A 16899-nucleotide genomic window follows, 5' to 3' on the forward strand; every position below is an offset into this window, starting at 1 on the left:
CCTCCGAACGAGCGAGAATCTACAGACCCAGAGCGCGCTGGACCTCGGCGAGCGACGGGTTGGTGGCGGTGCTGCCGTCGGCGTACTTGACGGTGGGCACCACATGGTTGCCGTTGTTGACGCTGCCGACGAACTCCGCGGCGGCCGGATCCGATTCGATGTCGATCTCGGTGTACGCGATGTCGTTCTGGTCGAGCTGGGTCTTCAGCCGCCTGCAGTAACCGCACCAGGTGGTGGAGTAGACGGTGAGGGCGGGTGCGTCGGTGGGGGTCATGCCTTCGAGAACACCACAGTTGCCGTGCATGTTCCGCGACCGGGGCGAGGTGTGAGGCGCACCACGCCCTCGGCGTCACCGGTGGCCTGCACTGTCGGCGGCCACTGTCATGATGGAGGCCATGTGTGCGGATGTGGTGGAGGGTCTGGATCCCGAGCAGGCAGCAGCAGTACTCGCCCCACGAGGACCGGTCTGTGTGCTCGCCGGTGCCGGCACCGGCAAGACCCGCACGATCACCCGCCGCATCGCGCACCTCGTCTCCGCCGGCCACGTCTCGGCGAGCCAGGTCCTCGCCGTCACCTTCACCGCCCGCGCGGCGGGGGAGATGCGGTCACGCCTGCGGGCCCTCGGCATCGGCGGCGACGGCACGCAGGTGCAGGCACGCACCTTCCACGCGGCCGCCCTGCGACAGTTGCGGTACTTCTGGCCGCAGGTCGTCGGCGACACGCCGTGGCAGTTGCTCGACCGCAAGTTCGTGGCCGTCTCCCAGGCGGCGCACCGCTGCGGTTTCCCGACCGACACCGACACCGTGCGCGACCTGCTGTCGGAGATCGAATGGTCCAAGGGCACGCTCGTCGCACCCGAGGACTATCCCGCCGCGGCCGCCCGCGCCCACCGCACCCCGCCGGCCGATCCCGAACGGGTCGCCCGCGTGTACGACACCTACGAGCAGCTCAAGAACCGGTCGGGCGACGGAATGTATCTCGACTTCGACGACCTGCTCCTGCACACCGCCGCCGCCCTCGAAGACAACATCACGGTGGCGCAGGAGTTCCGTGACCGCTACCGCTGCTTCGTCGTCGACGAGTACCAGGACGTCACGCCCCTGCAGCAGCGCGTCCTCGATGCGTGGCTCGGCGACCGCGACGATCTCACGGTGGTCGGCGACGCCAACCAGACCATCTACTCGTTCACCGGCGCCACCCCGAAGCACCTGCTCGACTTCTCCCGCCGGTTCCCCGATGCCACCGTCGTGCGCCTCGAACGCGACTACCGATCCACCCCGGAGGTGGTCGACCTCGCCAACCGCGTGATCGGTGCCGCACGAGGTCGCATCGCCGGAACACGCCTCAAGCTCGTCGGTCAGCGTCCGCCCGGTCCGGAGCCGACCTTCGCCGAGTTCGACGACGAGCCGGCCGAAGCGCAGGCAGTGGCGAAGGCCGTCGCCAAGCTGATGGGCAAGGGGGTGCCCGCTGCCGAGATCGCGGTGCTCTACCGCATCAACGCCCAGTCCGAGGCCTACGAGCAGGCCTTCACGCAGGCGGGTATCCCGTACCAGGTGCGCGGTGGTGAGGGTTTCTTCAACCGTGCGGAGGTCCGGCAGGCCGTCAGCGCCCTGCGCCAGACGGGTACGCGCGACGATCTCCCGGAGGACGCCGGGCGCGGCGCCGGGCTGCTCAGTCTCGTGCGGGCCACCCTGGTGCCGCTCGGCCTGACCGACACCGAGCCGGTCGGCACCCAGGCACGCGAACGATGGGCGTCGCTCGTCGCGCTCGTACAGCTCACCGAGGAACTGCTCGAGCACGAACCGGAACTCGACCTCCAGGGCCTGCTGCGCGATCTCGCCGCCCGTGCCGAAGCGCGACAGCCACCGACCGTCCAGGGCGTCACGCTCGCGTCCTTGCACGCGGCCAAGGGCCTCGAGTGGGACGCCGTCTTCCTCGTCGGACTCACCGACGGCACCCTGCCCATCACCCACGTCACCGGCGACAAGGACACCCCGCCCGACGAGGCCGGCATCGAGGAGGAGCGGCGACTTCTTTACGTCGGCGTCACCCGTGCCCGCGTGCACCTGCAACTGTCGTGGGCGTTGTCCCGCACCGCGGGCGGACGCCGGTCGCGGCGACGTTCCCGCTTCCTGCACGGGCTCATCCCCGACAGCTCACCCGCGTCCAAGATCGCCGAACCGGCCTCCCCGCGGAAGAAGCGCCCGCAGTGCCGCGTCTGCGGTAAGCCGCTGATGGGCACCACCTCGACCATGCTCGGCCGCTGCGAGGCGTGCCCGTCCGACCTCGACGAGAACCTGCTCGTCGCGCTCAAGGAATGGCGTCGGGAACGGTCGAAGGAGATGAAGGTTCCGGCCTACGTCGTCTTCAGCGACAACACCCTCGTCGCGATCGCCGAACAGCAACCGCGCGACGACCGCGCGCTCGTCGCCATCCCGGGGATCGGTGCGAAGAAACTCGAGCAGTACGGCGCCGACGTGCTCGCGCTCGTGCGGGGCGAGCGCACTGCCGACACCCTCGATCTCTGACGCCTGTCTTCGTCCGAATTCAGCAGGCGCACAGGCAGAAATAGTGCCCGGCCGGGTCGCGGAACACCCGGAACGTGCTCTTGGCCGACCCGTCGTCGGCGCGCAGTGCGTCGAGACCGAGGACGAGGCGTTCGGCCTCGTCGAGGTCGGGTACGTGGAAGTCGAGATGGGCGTGCACCCCGTCGGCCGGCCAGTGACGCGGCGTGAAGTCGGGGTCGCGCTGGAACGCGATGGCGGTCGAGTCGTCCCGGGTGAGTTCGACCCAATCCTCCCGGTCGTCGGTGATCGTCCATCCCAGCAACCGGCGATAGAAGTCGGCGAGCGCGCGCGGATCCGGGCAGTCGAGCACGGGCAGGAATCTCGTGGTCGCGAGGGCCATGCTGTCCGACTGTAGTCCCGAGACGGGAGGCGCGACATGAAACCGCAGGTAGAAAATCACTTGTGCCGATCGTGCCCGCGAATCTAGGCTGGATGACGATGTCACGGGAGACGGCCCGTGCGCGACGAGAAAGTGAGGTGGCCCCGATGCTCGGCTTCGACGCTCGTGCAGCGGCAGCGGCCCCTCGTGTCGCTGCGGCCGCCGCTGTCACCCGCACCGCCACACCTGTGGCTCTCGCGGTGGCCGCCGCGCCGCGTGCACGCCGTCGTGTGTACGCCGCCGCCGTCTCGTCCGTGGTCGGAAGTCGATCGGGAAGTATCTCCCGGTAGACCTTCGTCTCCTCCAGGCCACGGACCCCGCCCAGCGGACCGTGGCCTTTCTCGTTTCCGGGCCGGGTTCGCATCGCATTCCCACGAACCAACGAAGGAGCTCACGTGCCGAGCGAAAACCCGTCGAGCCTGTCGAACCGACCGGAAGGAGACGAGATGCGTCGTACCGACACTCTTCTGCCGTCTCACGGCGGTACCGACCTGCCGTCTCACGGCGGTACCGATCTGCCGTGCCACGACAACGACCCCGACCTGTGGTTCGCCGAGACCCCGGCAGAACTCGAGTACGCCAAGACGCTGTGCGCGGGCTGTCCGGTGCGGACCCGATGCCTCGATGACGCTCTCGAGCGGGAGGAACCGTGGGGCGTGTGGGGCGGGGAGATCATCGACCGCGGTGTCGTCGTCGCACGCAAGCGGCCGCGGGGCCGGCCACGGAAACATCCGGTGCCCGAACCCCGCAAGGAACTGGTCTGTGCGTGAATCCGGTTGCCCGGCTTCGTCACTCCTCGACGAAGCCGGGTAGCCATTCGCTCAGGATGCGCATGTACGGCGCCTCGGCGTCGAGTTGGGCGCAGATTCCGACCGACCCCAGCAGTACCCGGAACACACTGACGTATTCGGGCGGCAGGTTCAGCGTCCGAGCAGTCTTGAAGGTGGAACTCGAGAAGTCCGTGGCCGTTCCTGCCACCCGCTGCAGCCAAGAGCGGGTGAAATGGAACGACTCGGTGTGGATCGGATCGGTGAACGGCCGCAGGTAGTCGGCGATCTCCTCGTCGGTGACGGTACGGCCGGGCAGGACGAACTTGTTGTCGTAGAGGAGCCGGGTGAGCTCGTCGAATCGTTCGTCGAGGGCGAGCCGGACCATCCGACCGAGCACCGGCGGGAACCCGTCGGGCATCGCCGCGGTCGCGCCGAAGTCGATGACCCCGAGGCGGCCGTCGTCGAGAAGCATGAAATTGCCCGGATGCGGGTCGCTGTGGAGCAGACCGGCGCGTGCGGGCGAACAGAAATGGAACTCCGCGAGCAGTGCGCCGGCGCGGTTGCGCTGCTCGCGCGTACCGCCTGTGATGATCGCCGACAGCGGTGTGGCCGAAAGCCATTCGGTCACGACGACCTTCGGTGCGCTGGCCACGACGCGCGGGATCACGAACTTGTCGTCGCCGGCGAAGACCTTCGCGAAGGCCCGTTGGTTGTCGGCCTCGATCCGGTAGTCGAGTTCTTCCTCGGTGCGTGCGGACAACTCGTCGAGCAGCGCGCGCACATCGGCACCCGGCATCATCGTGGCGAACAATCCGGCGAACCGGGACAGCGTGCGCATATCGGCGCGCAGTGCCTCGTCGGCCCCCGGGTACTGGACCTTCACCGCGACCTCGCGACCGTCGGACCATACGGCCCGGTGCACCTGGCCGATGCTCGCCGAGGCGACGGGCACGTCGTCGAACGATTCGAAACGCTCGCGCCACTTGGTGCCGAGCTGCTGGTCGAGCACCCGGTGCACGGCCCGGGCGGGCAGGGGAGGGGCCTCGGCCTGAAGCTTGGTCAGCGCCTCCCGATACGGTTCGGCGAACTCCTCGGGGACGGCGGCCTCCATCACGCTCAGGGCCTGCCCGAATTTCATGGCACCGCCCTTGAGCTCACCGAGCACGCTGAACAACTGCTCGGCGGCCTTCGCCGTCATCTCGGCGTCGATCTCCTCCCGATCTCCGCCGGCGAGCCGACGGCCGAAACCGACGGCCGCGCGCCCGGCGATTCCCAAGGGGATGCTCGCGAGCTTGGCAGTGCGGGACGAGCTTCTGCGAGGGATGTCTGGCACGCCCCCCATCATGCCTGACCGACCGGAGCGATGGCCGAGCAGTCGCAATGGGGATGACGGAACCATCGCCGCGTGACGATGCGGTGGGTTCGCAGGTCGAGTTCGAGCGTGCGGTCGACTGCCGGAGTGACGGACGCATCGCCGGAGAGGAACGCTTCGACCTGGCCGACGGCCATCGCCGCGGTCGCCGATGTCACGACGCGACCCGCGTGACCCTGTCGTCCGTACAGTTGGCTCGCCAACCGCGGCCAGGACGGATCGAGATCGGTCCGCACCAGATCGGCGCAGCGCAGGCAACTGCTCCGCCCCGGAAGCACGAACGGGCCCACGACGCCGCGTCCGTCCCGGATCCGCACCGCGAGATGGGGGACACGGGCGCGCACGAGCGTGCTCACGAGGTGTGGATCGGGCACCTGCCGGTCGGCGAGCACGACACAGTCGGCGGGGCCCTGTGGTTCGTCGCCGGACGGCGACCGCACCCACCGCACGTCCCATACCGGAAGATCCTCGACGATCGCCGCGGCAAGCGGACCCGAGCCGTGCACCCGCACCCGACGCGGGCGCGTGGCACCGGCCGCGGGCACCGGGATCCGGTGGACGACGCCCGTCGCGGTGAGTTCGTCGAGCACCTGCCCGACCGGTTCTGGCGGGAGGCCGCGCACCGCGGCAGCGTCCAGCACCTCGTCGAGCGTGAGGCGCCCGTCGAGCAGTCGGACGAGGACGCCCAGGTCGAAGCTGTCCATGCCCTGTGGTGGAACGACGACCGTCGCGGTGTCGGGACCCCAGCCGAGCTGGATGGATCCGTCGGACCGTTCGAGCACGGCCAGTTCCGGATCGACCCGGACAACCGCTCGCTCCGGCGGTGCAGGGATCGTGGTCGTCTCGTGCGGTGCGGCGATCATGGAGACAGCCTGACAGCGCCTGCACCCGCGGACCGCTCACGAGGAGGAGTTGTCCACAGGGCGGGCGTGTCGGTCGCCCACCGGCGAGGGCCGATCTACGAGGTGCTGTCGTCTCCGGGACGATCCTCGCCGGGTCCGTCCTCGGCGGCCCGATCGCGTTCGGCCTGCTCGCGTTCCATCGTCGCCTGCAACTGGGCGATCGGATCCTCGAAGGCCCCGGTGCCGCCGCCGATCACGCGGTCGACGAAGGCCGCCGGGTTGTCGAGATCCGACGAGTCCGGCAGCAGGTCGGGGTGTTCCCACACGTGGTCGCGAGCGTCGGTGCCGGCGTCGGTGGTCAGGCGGCGCCAGAGCGCGGCGGCCTCGCGAACCTTCCGCGGCCGGAGTTCGAGACCGACGAGCGTGGCGAAGGTCTGTTCGGCCGGTCCGCCCGTGGCACGGCGCCGCCGCAGCGTCTCGGTCAGCGCCGATGCACCCGGCAACCGCTCGCCGAGCGCGTCCGCGACGACCGTTTCGACCCACCCTTCGACGAGCGCGAGCATCGTCTCGAGCCGTTCGAGTGCGGCCTTCTGTTCCGGGGTGGTCTGCGGTTCGAAGGCGCCTTGCTTGAGGATCTCCTCGAGTTTGGACGGGTCGCTGAGCGCCGACGGGTCGAGGCCCTGCGCGAGATCCTCGATCGACGACATGTCCATTCGGATTCCGCGCGCGTACTCCTCGACGGTTGCCAGCATCCGCTGACGCAACCACGGCACGTGGCTGTAGAGGCGCTGGTGAGCGGCTTCGCGTGCGGCGAGGAAGACGAGCACTTCCTGGGCGGGCTGCTCGAGTCCCTCACCGAAGCTCTCGACCGCGGCCGGCAGCAGAGCGGCGGTACCTTCCGGCCCGAGCGGGAGTCCGATGTCGGTGGAGGTGAGCACTTCCTTCGACAGCTGACCGAGTGCCTGGCCGAGCTGGGAACCGAAGGCGACCCCGCCCATCTGGGAGAACATGCCCATCATGGGTCCGGCCATCGCGCGGGCCTCCTCGGGCAGACCGCTCAGCATCATGCCGTTGACCTGTTCGGCGATCGGGTCGCACAGGCGCTTCCACGTCTCGAGGGTGTTGTCGAGCCAATCGATAGGTGTCCATGCGACGGCCTTCGACGCACCCGCGGGCAGCGTGGTGGCCGCGTCGAGCCACAGTTCGGCGAGACGCGCGGCGTCGGCCACGGCGTCGGCGGTGCGGGGGGAGACCGGTGTCACGGACCCGATCTGCTGACGTGCGAGTTTCGTCGCGATGTCGTAGTTGACCGGACCCGAGCCGCCGCCGGAACCCATGGCGCTGCCCATACCGGAGAGCATCTGTCCGAACTGGCTGAGCATCTGACCGAACTGCGCGGGATCGAAGCCCTGACCGCCGAACGGGTTGTCGCCTCCGCCACTGCCGGGAAGTCCGAATCCGAAGGGGATACCGCCACCGGAGCCGCCGCTACCGGATCCCTCGTCCTTCTTGCGGTCGGGGTCGTCGTCGGGATTCGAGAATCCGAAGGGCGTGTCGCTCATGCATCCAACGGTACAAGGCCTGCGGAGGCGGGACCGGCCTCGTGGTCACGCTGACGGCGAACACGGCGTGGTACGCCCTGATACTGCGGCGTGGTACGTCCTGATACTGCGGCGTGGTACGCGAGGGGACACGGCGTGGTCACGCTGAGGGTGGGTGTCGGCCGACCGCTACCCTGGCCGGGTGAATCGTCGCTACGTCCTGCCGCTCGCGCTCGTGCTCCCGATCCTCGTCATCGTGGTCGTGGCGTTCAACGTCCGGGCGCCGTACGTGGCGCTCGGCCCCGGCCCCGTCTTCGACACACTCGGCGAGGTCGAGGGCACGCCGGTCGTCGCGCTCGACGGGATCGAAGCGGACGAGACCGAGGGCAGTCTGTACATGACGACGGTCGGGGTGACCGACAATCTCACCCTCGCGCAGACCGTCACCGCCTGGCTCAGCGGACGGTACGGTGTCGCTCCGCGCGAACAGGTCTATCCGCCCGACCGCAGCAAGGACGAGGTGCAGGCCGTCGACCAGGCGCAGTTCGCCCAATCGGAACGGTCCGCCGAACTCGCCGCCCTGCACTATCTCGACCTGCCGGTGACCCTGCGGATCGCCGAGGTGGGCCAGGACGCCCCGGCCTCCGGGGTGCTCGAACCGGGCGACCGGATCGTCGCCGTCGGCGGCGAAGCGATGCGCACGGCCGGCCAGGTCCAGCGCGCGGTCGGCGAGGTCGCGCCGGGCGAGTCGGTGGACATCACCGTCGTGCGCGGCGACGCCGAGGAGTCGTTCGACGTTCCGGTCGGTCCTCGGCCCGGCGACGCGGACAAGGGTTTCCTGGGTATTGCGACCGAGGAGGTTCCCGAGGTGCCCTTCGAGGTCACCTTCAACCTGGCCGACATCGGGGGCCCGTCCGCGGGCCTGATGTTCAGTCTGGCTGTCGTGGACAAGCTCAGCCCGGGTCTGCTCAACGGCGGACTCAGCGTCGCCGGTACCGGCACGATCGACTCGGACGGTGTCGTCGGGCCGATCGGCGGGATCACTCACAAGCTCACCGCGGCGTCGGAGGACGGCGCGACCGTCTTCCTGGTTCCGGCCGAGAACTGCGCGGAGGCGCTGAGCGGCGCCCCCGAGGGGGTTCAGCTCGTGAAGGTCGACACGCTCGAGGGTGCGATCGACGCGCTGGAGGCGATCACGGACGGGCGCGACGCGCCGGCCTGCAGCTGATCCCACCGGTCGCCGGGGAGGACCGACAGCCCGAGCAGGCGACAGCTCAGTAGTCGTCGTCGCTCGCCTCGAGCGTCGCGTACAGCGCCGCCACGATGTGTGGGGCGAGGTTGTCGTAGGTCCGCAGTTCGGCGCCCGCGAACGGATCGTCGTCGTCGAGGGGACGCAGCTGGAGGAGCGAGAGCGACGGCCCGTCGCGCAGCACTGCGGAGATGAGTCGGGCGGCGCGGCGTTCCGGGTGCCTGTGCGCGGCGAGTCGTGCCGCCTCGTCGGCTGCGTGGGCGTCGGCGAGCAGCGGCGCGAAGGCGTCGTCGAGTTCGTTCTCGGCGCTCGGCGGTAGCACGACCACCTCCTGTACGAGCGCGCACCCGGCGACCGAGCCGGGCCAGGTGGTGGTGGCGAGGAACTCCTCGAGTGCGGGACTGCCGCCCTCGACGTCGTCGGGGAACGATTCCTGCGCGATCGGGGTGTACTCGTGACCTTCGTCGAGTTGCTCGGCGAGGGTGGGTTCGGCCGCTGCGAGAAGCACGGTCGGGACGAGCGCGAACATCACGGGAGGGCGGTCCCAACCGTCCGCATCCGCGAAATCGATGATCTCGTGGACGGCGCGCGCGAGTGCTTGTTCGGAAGGTACGGGAAGACGTTGGCTCACCGGCCTATCCTGGCACCCGTACGCGGGTGTGCGCTGCCGGACCTGCGTCGTGCGACCCCCGCTACGAGGATTCCGTAGAGTGGGGCGAAACGGTCACTCCGTGAGAACGAGGCGTGTTCGCACACGTTCGTCGAGCGCGAGATGTACAGATGCGGTGCGTTCGCGCCGCCGGACGAGTTGGGAGCGTGGCACGTGGGCATGAGGCCCCCGACCGGAGTACCTACATTGTCGAAGCGGAGCAGAGTTCTGCTGATCCTGGCAGTGGTGGCGGCTGTGCTGCTCCTGCTGGGACCGCGGTTGGTGGACACTTACACCAACTGGCTCTGGTTCGGCGAGGTCGACTTCCGGGACGTTTACGTCAAAGTTCTCCTGACCCGGATCGCACTGTTCCTGGTGGTCGGGTTGTTCATCGGCGGTGTCGTCTGGCTCGCGATGCTGCTCGCCTACCGGTCGCGCCCGGTCTTCGTGCCGACTACGGGTCCCAACGATCCGGTGGCGCGCTATCGCACCACCGTGATGACCCGCATGCGTGCCTTCGGGATCGGCATCCCGGTCGTCCTGGGTGTGCTGTCGGGCCTGGTCGCCCAGGCCGGCTGGGTCACCGTGCAGATGTTCTTCAACGGCGGCGATTTCGGCACCACCGATCCGCAGTTCGGCCTCGACGTCGGCTTCTACGCCTTCGACCTGCCGTTCTACCGTTTCGTGCTCAACTGGTTCTTCGTCGCGATCGTGCTCGGGTTCATCGCGAACCTGGTCACGCACTACATCTTCGGCGGAATCCGTCTCGCCGGTCGCGGCGGAAGCATGTCGACGGCCTCGCGTGTCCAGCTCGCCGTCCTCGCCGGTCTGTTCGTCGCGTTCAAGGCGGTCGCCTACTGGCTCGACCGCTACGAATTGCTCTGGAGCAGCCGCAAGGAACCGACCTTCACAGGCGGTGGCTTCACCGACATCAACGCGGTCCTGCCCGCCAAGCTGATCCTCCTCGCGATCGCCGTCATCTGCGCGATCGCATTCTTCGCCGCGATCTTCCTGCGCGACCTGCGGATTCCTGCGCTCGCGACAGCGTTGCTCGTGCTCTCGTCGATCCTCGTCGGTGCGGTGTACCCGCTCATGGTCGAGCAGTTCTCGGTCCGCCCGAACGCTGCCGACAAGGAGAGCGAGTACATCGAGCGCAACATCGCCGCGACCCGCGAGGCGTACGGCATCACCGACGACAAGGTGACCTACGAGGACTATCCGGGCGTGGGCACCACCTCACCCGAGAGCATCCCGGCCGACATCACCACGATCGCGAACGCCCGCCTGCTCGACCCGAACGTGCTTCCCCGTACGTTCACGCAGCAGACCCAGCTGAAGAACTTCTACGGCTATCCCGAGTCGCTCGACATCGACCGGTACGAGCTCGACGGTCGTATGGAGGACTACATCGTCGCGGCGCGTGAGCTCTCACCCACGAGCCTGACCGGCAACCAGACCGACTGGATCAACCGCCACACCGTGTACACGCACGGCAACGGTCTCGTCGCAGCGCCGGCCAACCGCGTGAACGCCGCCGCGAGTGCCTCGGCGGAGGAGGCCGCGAACAGCAACAGCGGCTATCCCGTCTACTTCGTCAGCGACCTGGCGTCGCTCGCCGCGGAGAACCAGGTCATCCCCGTCGAGCAGCCCCGCATCTACTACGGCGAGGTCATCGCGGAAGCCGATCCGGACTACGCGATCGTCGGCAACAGCGCCGATTCGTCCGGACCGCGCGAGTACGACACCGACACCGAGAAGTACACCTATACAGGTTCGGGCGGCGTCGACATCGGCAACTGGTTCAACCGCCTGGCTTTCGCCGCGAAGTACGGCGAGCGCAACATCCTGTTCTCGAGCGCCATCGGCAGCGATTCGAAGATCCTCTTCAACCGCGACCCGCGTGAGCGCGTGACCAAGGTCGCCCCGTGGCTGACCGCCGACGGCGACGCCTACCCGGCGGCGATCGACGGCCGCATCAAGTGGGTCGTCGACGCGTACACCACGCTCGACTACTACCCCTATGCGCAGCGTGCGTCGCTCGAGGGACTCGTCGAGGACAGCATCGACCAGAACACCGGCAGACTGCTTCCGCGCAAGGAGGTCTCCTACATCCGCAACTCGGTCAAGGCCACGGTCGACGCGTACGACGGCACCGTCACGCTCTACCAGGTCGACGAGCAGGATCCGGTCCTGAAGGCGTGGATGGGGGTCTTCCCCGATGCGGTGACCCCGCAGGACCAGATCTCCGACGAGTTGCGCGCGCACTTCCGGTACCCGGAGGATCTGTTCAAGGTGCAGCGCGAGATGCTCGCGAAGTACCACGTCGACGACCCGCGCGAGTTCTTCACGAACAACGCGTTCTGGTCGGTGCCGGCCGATCCGACGGTCGACACCAGCGCGAACCAACCGCCCTACTACCTGTTGATGGGCGATCGTGAGACGGCGGATCCGCGGTTCCGCCTCACCTCGGCGATGGTGGGCTACAACCGGCAGTTCCTGTCGGCGTACATCTCGGTCGAATCCGATCCCGAGGACTACGGCAAGTTCACGATCCTGCAGCTCCCGACGGATACGCAGACCTTCGGTCCGGAGCAGACCCAGAACGCGATGATCTCCGACACCCGAGTGGCCTCCGAACGGACCCTCCTCGAACGGTCCAACCGGATCCAGTACGGCAACCTGCTCACCTTGCCCATCGCGGACGGCGGCATCCTGTACGTCCAGCCGATGTACACCGAACGCAACGCGACGGCGGGCAGCACGTCGACCTTCCCGCAGCTGTCGCGTGTGCTCGTCAGCTATCGGGAGCCGGGTGCCAGCGGCGGCGTCCGGATCGGTTACGCGCCCACTCTCGCAGGGGCACTCGACCAGGTCTTCGGATCCGGTGTCGGCGACGCGGCCACCGCTCCCGGTGGTGAGGCGCTGCCGACGGCCGAGGTCGAGGACGAGACGCGGGGTGAGGTGATCGAGGGCACCACGGACGAGAACCGGCCTGCCGATCAGCAGCAACAGCAGCCGGCTGCGCCGGCTCCGACCGCGCCGGCGAACCGCGATGCTGCGGTCGCCGAACTCGACTCGGCGCTCGCGGAGCTGTCCAACGCTCAGACCAGCGGCGATTTCGAGGCCTACGGGCGTGCGCTGCGACGGGTGCAGCAGGCGGTCGACGCCTACGAGTCCACCGGCGGCTGATCCGGGAACGAATCGGACAGGACGGAATCGGATACGACGAAGGCCCGCGGTTCGCACCGCGGGCCTTCGTTGCGTTCGTCGAGGCGGTCGGTGTCAGCGACCGGCCAGCGTGATGTCGACGATCTGCGCGAACTCGGCGCCGAGGCCGTACTGCTCGGCGAGCTGGTTCGCGGTGTCGACGGCCTGGGTGACCTCGGCCGGCAGTGCGGGGGCCGGAGCGGCGGGCGCCGGGGCCGGAGCCTCGGGGGCGGGCGCCGGAGCCTCGGGCGCGGGCGCCGACTCGGTGGTCAGGTATTGACCGCAGACGGGCCACGCACCCGGACCCTGTGTCTTCAGGGTGTTCTCGGCGACGCGGATCTGCTCGGCCTTGGAGGCCTGGTCGGCGCGGCCGCTGCCGCCGTTGGCCTCCCAGGTGCTCTGCGAGAACTGCAAACCGCCGTAGTAGCCGTTGCCGGTGTTGATGGCCCAGTTGCCCCCGCTTTCGCACTGGGCGACGCCGTCCCAATTGTGCGAGGCGGCGGACGCGGTGCCGGTGGCGAGCGCGAACGGAACCGCGGCGAGTGCACCGGTGACGACGGCAGTGCGGAATGCACGCGTGCTGAAGATGGTCATGCTGTGGAGTCCTTCCCGCGCTCGCGGAAGCGCGACGGCCCTCGTCGATCTCGGACGACGGAGAGTGTCTCCGTCCGGATCGGGGACCGTGTCGATCGCGTCCCTGCCCCTCGGGTCTTCGTAGGCACCGGATCCCGCGGGGCAGAACTGGCGGCGGCGGGCCGGTGGTGGCTCGGCTGTTTCGAGCCGGGACCGACAGTACAAAGCCCGTCGCGGCTCGTCATCCCGCAACGTGAAGCCCCGGTGTCCACGTTGTGGGATGGGACCGTTGTGTTTGCGCTGCTCAGGGCGTAGATAACAGCGGGAGATGCATGATCGTTACACCTCCGTTATGTGGCGATAGTCATGACGGAACTGTGAACCGGGCCACCCGCGGGGGTCTCGATGCGAGTTGTGGACGCGGCGGATCCACGTCCGACGAGGCGATTTGCTTTCCGTTTCTGCGCTCGTGTAAGTTCGTTCATGCAACGCGGGGTGGAGCAGCTCGGTAGCTCGCTGGGCTCATAACCCAGAGGTCGCAGGTTCAAATCCTGTCCCCGCTACCACCACGAAGGCCGGTCGTCTCGGACGACCGGCCTTCGTTCGTTCGAGGGCTCACGCCCCGGCGGTGGTGTACTCGCTCTCCGGATCTTCCGGCACATCCATCTCCACCAGCACCCGGCGCAGCAGCTTGCCCGTCGCGTTGCGGGGCAACTCGTCGAGGAACACCACCTCGCGCGGAACCTTGTACCGGGCGAGATTGGACTTCACGAACGCTTTGATGTCCTCGGCATCGCGGGTCGACTCGGGGGAGGGGACCACGAAGGCGCGCAGGCGCTGCCCGAACTCGGGATCCGGAACGCCCACCACGGCGGCGTCGAGCACGTCCTCGCGTTCGGCGAGCAGGTTCTCGACCTCGAGTGGATAGACGTTCTCCCCGCCCGAGACGATCATGTCGTCGTCGCGGCCGTCGACGAACAGCAGTCCGTTCTCGTCCCAGTGCCCGATATCGCCGATCGACAGCAGCCCGTCGATGCGTTCCTTGTCGCGACCGTCGGTGTAACCGGCGAAGGACAGGCCGCTCGAGACGAAGATGCGACCGGGGACGTGCGGTTCGGTGATGCGGTTGCCGTCGTCGTCGAACAGGACCACGCGGCAGGTCACCGGTGGGCGCCCCGCCGTGCCGGGTGCTTGCCGGACGTCGCCGGGAGTCGCCACTGTGGCGACGGCGCACTCGGTGGATCCGTACAGGTTGTACAGCACGTGCCCGAAGGCCTCCGTCGTCCTGCGGCACACGTCGGGCGACAGGGAGGATCCAGCTGAGAAGACGATCCTCAGGCTCGAGGTGTCGTACTCGGCGATCTTGTCCGGTCCGAGGTCGAGGATCCGCTGCAGCATGGTGGGCACGACGACCAGTACGTTCGCGCCGTGCTGCTCGACGAGGCTCAACGTGTCGACGGGGGAGAAGCGCCGCATCATCACCACGGTCTGTCCGAGTGCGAGGGCGAGCGCGAACTGCGAGACGCCGGTGCCGTGGAAGGCGGGCGCCGCCATCAGCATCGTCTGTCCGGGTCGCAACGGCACGCGATCGAGGAACTGGGCCGACGCGAACGGCGACGTGCGACCGCGCGGCGCCCCCTTGGGGGTGCCGGTGGTGCCGCTCGTGAGCAGCACGAAGCCGCCGAAGACCTTCGGGGCGGGCAGGGACGAGCCGTCCAGTCCCTCGAACGAGTCGTCCAGCGTCGGGATGCCGGGAACCTCGTCGTCGACCCACGAGACGTACCGGCGCACGTTCTCCGGGAGAGCGGACACGACGTCGGCGAACTCGCTGTCGAAGACGAACGCCGAGACCTGCTCGCGGGCGGCGACGTCGACCAGCTGCCGGGGTGCGAAACCGGTGTTCATCATCACGAGCCGCACCCCGAGTTTGGCCGTGGCGAGCATCGTCAGCACGAGTCCGCGGTGGTTGCGGGCCATGATCCCCATGACCGATCCCGCTTCGATCCCGTCGCGCTGCCACGCGCGCACGAGGGCGTTCGATCGGGCTTCGAGTTCTTTGTAGGTGACATCGCCGGCCTCGTCGACCAGTGCGACGGCGTCGAGGCCGCGCTCGGCCTGCGCGTGTACGGCTCCCGCGAACGGCCCGTACTTGTTGGCCGCGAGGATGGTCCCGATGCTGTGGTCCACGCGTGGGAAATGCAGCAGACCGGCGCGATGGAGTACTGCGAGTGATCCGACGGTGTCCTTGACCTGGCCGATCGTGTCGTCGAGCGTGATCCGCCCGCCGGTGATCCTGCCGAGAATGTCCTGACCGAGCATCCGTCCCCCTAGCTGTGTGTCGGCGTCAGGACACACAGTAGCGGTGACGTAGCTCACATTCCAGGCATTCCTCCCGGCACGGAAGAACCCCCGCCGCGCGCGGCGAGGGTTCGTCCCCCGATGGATCCTCCGAAACACCCGGTTCCGTCGTCGGCTCGGGCCCCATCCACCCGGAGTGCGCCGACGGAACCCATGACCCGAGTGCTATTTCAGTTCGGAGGACGACTTGCCGAGCACCCGTCGAGCGACGATGAGCTGCTGGATCTGCTGGGTGCCCTCGAAGATGTCGAGAATCTTGGAATCGCGTGCCCACTTCTCGAGCAGCGGCCGCTGCGAGTAGCCGTAAGTGCCGGCGAGTTCGACGGCCTTGAGCGAGACCGCGGTACCGGTACGGCCGGCCTTCGCTTTGGACACCGACGCCTCGAGGGAGTTGGGCTTCTTGTTGTCGGCCATCCACGTCGCGCGCAGCGCGAGCAGGTAGGCCGCCTCCCAGTCGGCCTCGAGTGCGAGGAACTCGGCGGCCGCGGCGTGCTGGTTGTTCGCGGGGATGTCGTAGGAGACCTCCACACCGGCGTCCTTCAGGATCGACCGCAGTTCCTCGAGCACCGCGCGGCCGAGACCCACGGCCATGCCGGCCACGATCGGACGGGTGTTGTCGAAGGTCTGCATGACCCCGGCGAACCCCTTCTCGGTGTGCACCTCCGGGGAGCCGAGGATGTTGTCCTTCGGGATACGGCAGTTGTCGAGCACCAGCACGGCGGTGTCGGACGCCTTGATGCCGAGTTTCTTCTCGAGGCGCGCCACCGAGAGTCCGGGAGCCTCGCGCGGCACGACGAACGACTTGATCGCGGCGCGGCCCTGCGACCGGTCGACGCTCGCCCACACGACGATGTGCGTCGAACGCTCACCGGCGGTGACGAAGATCTTCTCGCCGTTGAGGACCCACTCGTCGCCGTCGAGCACGGCCGTGGTCGTCACGGCTGCGGAGTCGGATCCGAAGCCGGGTTCGGTGATGGCCATGGAGGCCCACACCTTGCCGAACCGCTCGAGCTGCTCGTCGGTGGCCACTGCGGCGATCGCGGAGTTGCCCAGACCCTGGTACGGGATCGACAGGGTCAGGCCGACATCGCCCCAGCACGTCTCGATGACGTTGAGGAGTCCGGCCATGTTGCCGCCGTTGGCATTTCCGGCGGGACCGTCGTGCTTGACCTTGCTGTCGCGGCCGAGCGTGGCACCGGCCGCGCCCTGACCGGAGTCGTTGAGTCCCTCGACCATCGCGGCCATCGTGTCGAGTTCGACGGGGTATTCGTGCTCGGCGAGGTCGTACTTGCGGGAGATCGGCCGGAAGATCTGCGCGGCGACCTGATGGGCCTGGTTCGCGGAAGCCTTGAGCTTCCTGGGAAGTTCGAGATTGATCATCACAGGTTCCTT

General features: G+C 68.3%; 14 protein-coding genes and 1 tRNA gene. 6 read left to right on the top strand and 9 right to left on the bottom strand.

Annotated features, from left to right (window positions below):
- Positions 1 to 19: 19 nt before the first annotated feature.
- A complete protein-coding gene (locus tag GON09_RS01555; protein WP_213930300.1) occupies positions 20 to 274 on the bottom strand; it encodes a mycoredoxin in 255 nt (84 codons plus the stop codon).
- A 112-nt stretch (positions 275 to 386) separates the two neighbouring features.
- Between GON09_RS01555 and GON09_RS01560 the strand changes: the two genes are divergently transcribed.
- Positions 387 to 2528: an ATP-dependent DNA helicase UvrD2 gene (locus GON09_RS01560; protein WP_213934218.1), complete on the top strand. Its 2142-nt coding sequence runs from the start codon at positions 387 to 389 to the stop codon at positions 2526 to 2528.
- Between the two features lie 19 nt (positions 2529 to 2547).
- Here the strand turns inward: GON09_RS01560 and GON09_RS01565 are convergent, their stop codons facing one another.
- Positions 2548 to 2907 carry a VOC family protein gene (locus GON09_RS01565; protein WP_213930301.1) on the bottom strand — a complete coding sequence of 120 codons (360 nt, stop codon included), beginning with the start codon at positions 2905 to 2907 and terminating at the stop codon, positions 2548 to 2550.
- A 98-nt stretch (positions 2908 to 3005) separates the two neighbouring features.
- Here GON09_RS01565 and GON09_RS01570 point away from each other — a divergent pair, with 98 nt between their 5' ends.
- Together GON09_RS01570 and GON09_RS01575 are read left to right on the top strand one after the other, a co-directional pair.
- The gene (locus GON09_RS01570) at positions 3006 to 3236 is read left to right on the top strand and encodes a hypothetical protein (protein WP_213930302.1); all 231 of its coding nucleotides are present in this window, start codon (positions 3006 to 3008) and stop codon (positions 3234 to 3236) included.
- A gap of 156 nt (positions 3237 to 3392) precedes the next feature.
- Positions 3393 to 3716 (top strand): WhiB family transcriptional regulator, encoded by a 324-nt coding sequence (locus GON09_RS01575; RefSeq protein ID WP_213930303.1) that lies wholly within the window; start codon positions 3393 to 3395, stop codon positions 3714 to 3716.
- Between the two features lie 19 nt (positions 3717 to 3735).
- Here the strand turns inward: GON09_RS01575 and GON09_RS01580 are convergent, their stop codons facing one another.
- The 3 genes from GON09_RS01580 to GON09_RS01590 form a co-directional block, all read right to left on the bottom strand.
- Complete coding sequence (locus GON09_RS01580) at positions 3736 to 5061, bottom strand: ABC1 kinase family protein (RefSeq protein ID WP_213930304.1); 1326 nt, start codon at positions 5059 to 5061, stop codon at positions 3736 to 3738.
- Complete coding sequence (locus GON09_RS01585) at positions 5058 to 5951, bottom strand: TOMM precursor leader peptide-binding protein (protein ID WP_213930305.1); 894 nt, start codon at positions 5949 to 5951, stop codon at positions 5058 to 5060. Before GON09_RS01585 ends, GON09_RS01580 begins: the two co-directional genes overlap by 4 nt.
- Before the next feature lie 95 nt (positions 5952 to 6046).
- Positions 6047 to 7492, bottom strand: a complete 1446-nt coding sequence (locus GON09_RS01590; RefSeq protein WP_213930306.1) for a zinc-dependent metalloprotease — start codon at positions 7490 to 7492, stop codon at positions 6047 to 6049.
- Between the two features lie 181 nt (positions 7493 to 7673).
- Here GON09_RS01590 and GON09_RS01595 point away from each other — a divergent pair, with 181 nt between their 5' ends.
- Entirely contained in the window at positions 7674 to 8699 is a 1026-nt protein-coding gene (locus GON09_RS01595; RefSeq protein WP_213930307.1) for a YlbL family protein, read from the top strand.
- A 46-nt stretch (positions 8700 to 8745) separates the two neighbouring features.
- Here the strand turns inward: GON09_RS01595 and GON09_RS01600 are convergent, their stop codons facing one another.
- A complete protein-coding gene (locus GON09_RS01600) occupies positions 8746 to 9351 on the bottom strand; it encodes a PPA1309 family protein (protein WP_213930308.1) in 606 nt (201 codons plus the stop codon).
- A gap of 192 nt (positions 9352 to 9543) precedes the next feature.
- On the opposite strand from GON09_RS01600, the gene GON09_RS01605 reads away from it, so the two are divergent.
- Complete coding sequence (locus tag GON09_RS01605; protein WP_213930309.1) at positions 9544 to 12558, top strand: UPF0182 family protein; 3015 nt, start codon at positions 9544 to 9546, stop codon at positions 12556 to 12558.
- A gap of 93 nt (positions 12559 to 12651) precedes the next feature.
- On the opposite strand, the gene GON09_RS01610 is transcribed toward GON09_RS01605, so the two are convergent.
- Positions 12652 to 13170, bottom strand: coding sequence for a transglycosylase family protein (locus tag GON09_RS01610; protein ID WP_213930310.1), 519 nt, complete (start codon positions 13168 to 13170; stop codon positions 12652 to 12654).
- 468 nt (positions 13171 to 13638) lie between these two features.
- Here GON09_RS01610 and GON09_RS01615 point away from each other — a divergent pair.
- Positions 13639 to 13715 (top strand) — tRNA-Met (locus GON09_RS01615).
- Positions 13716 to 13764: 49 nt separating this feature from the next.
- On the opposite strand, the gene GON09_RS01620 is transcribed toward GON09_RS01615, so the two are convergent.
- The gene (locus GON09_RS01620) at positions 13765 to 15468 is read right to left on the bottom strand and encodes an acyl-CoA synthetase (protein ID WP_213930311.1); all 1704 of its coding nucleotides are present in this window, start codon (positions 15466 to 15468) and stop codon (positions 13765 to 13767) included.
- Between the two features lie 204 nt (positions 15469 to 15672).
- Entirely contained in the window at positions 15673 to 16887 is a 1215-nt protein-coding gene (locus GON09_RS01625) for an acyl-CoA dehydrogenase family protein (RefSeq protein ID WP_213930312.1), read from the bottom strand.
- Positions 16888 to 16899 lie beyond the last annotated feature (12 nt).

This window comes from Rhodococcus sp. B50, assembly GCF_013602415.1.
GTDB lineage: Bacteria > Actinomycetota > Actinomycetes > Mycobacteriales > Mycobacteriaceae > Rhodococcus.

Coding starts and splice junctions, on each gene's coding strand:
- GON09_RS01555 (WP_213930300.1), bottom strand. CDS start 274: ATGACCCCCACCGACGCACCCGCCCTCACCGTCTACTCCACCACCTGG.
- GON09_RS01560 (WP_213934218.1), top strand. CDS start 387: ATGGAGGCCATGTGTGCGGATGTGGTGGAGGGTCTGGATCCCGAGCAG.
- GON09_RS01565 (WP_213930301.1), bottom strand. CDS start 2,907: ATGGCCCTCGCGACCACGAGATTCCTGCCCGTGCTCGACTGCCCGGAT.
- GON09_RS01570 (WP_213930302.1), top strand. CDS start 3,006: ATGTCACGGGAGACGGCCCGTGCGCGACGAGAAAGTGAGGTGGCCCCG.
- GON09_RS01575 (WP_213930303.1), top strand. CDS start 3,393: ATGCGTCGTACCGACACTCTTCTGCCGTCTCACGGCGGTACCGACCTG.
- GON09_RS01580 (WP_213930304.1), bottom strand. CDS start 5,061: ATGATGGGGGGCGTGCCAGACATCCCTCGCAGAAGCTCGTCCCGCACT.
- GON09_RS01585 (WP_213930305.1), bottom strand. CDS start 5,951: ATGATCGCCGCACCGCACGAGACGACCACGATCCCTGCACCGCCGGAG.
- GON09_RS01590 (WP_213930306.1), bottom strand. CDS start 7,492: ATGAGCGACACGCCCTTCGGATTCTCGAATCCCGACGACGACCCCGAC.
- GON09_RS01610 (WP_213930310.1), bottom strand. CDS start 13,170: ATGACCATCTTCAGCACGCGTGCATTCCGCACTGCCGTCGTCACCGGT.
- GON09_RS01620 (WP_213930311.1), bottom strand. CDS start 15,468: ATGCTCGGTCAGGACATTCTCGGCAGGATCACCGGCGGGCGGATCACG.
- GON09_RS01625 (WP_213930312.1), bottom strand. CDS start 16,887: ATGATCAATCTCGAACTTCCCAGGAAGCTCAAGGCTTCCGCGAACCAG.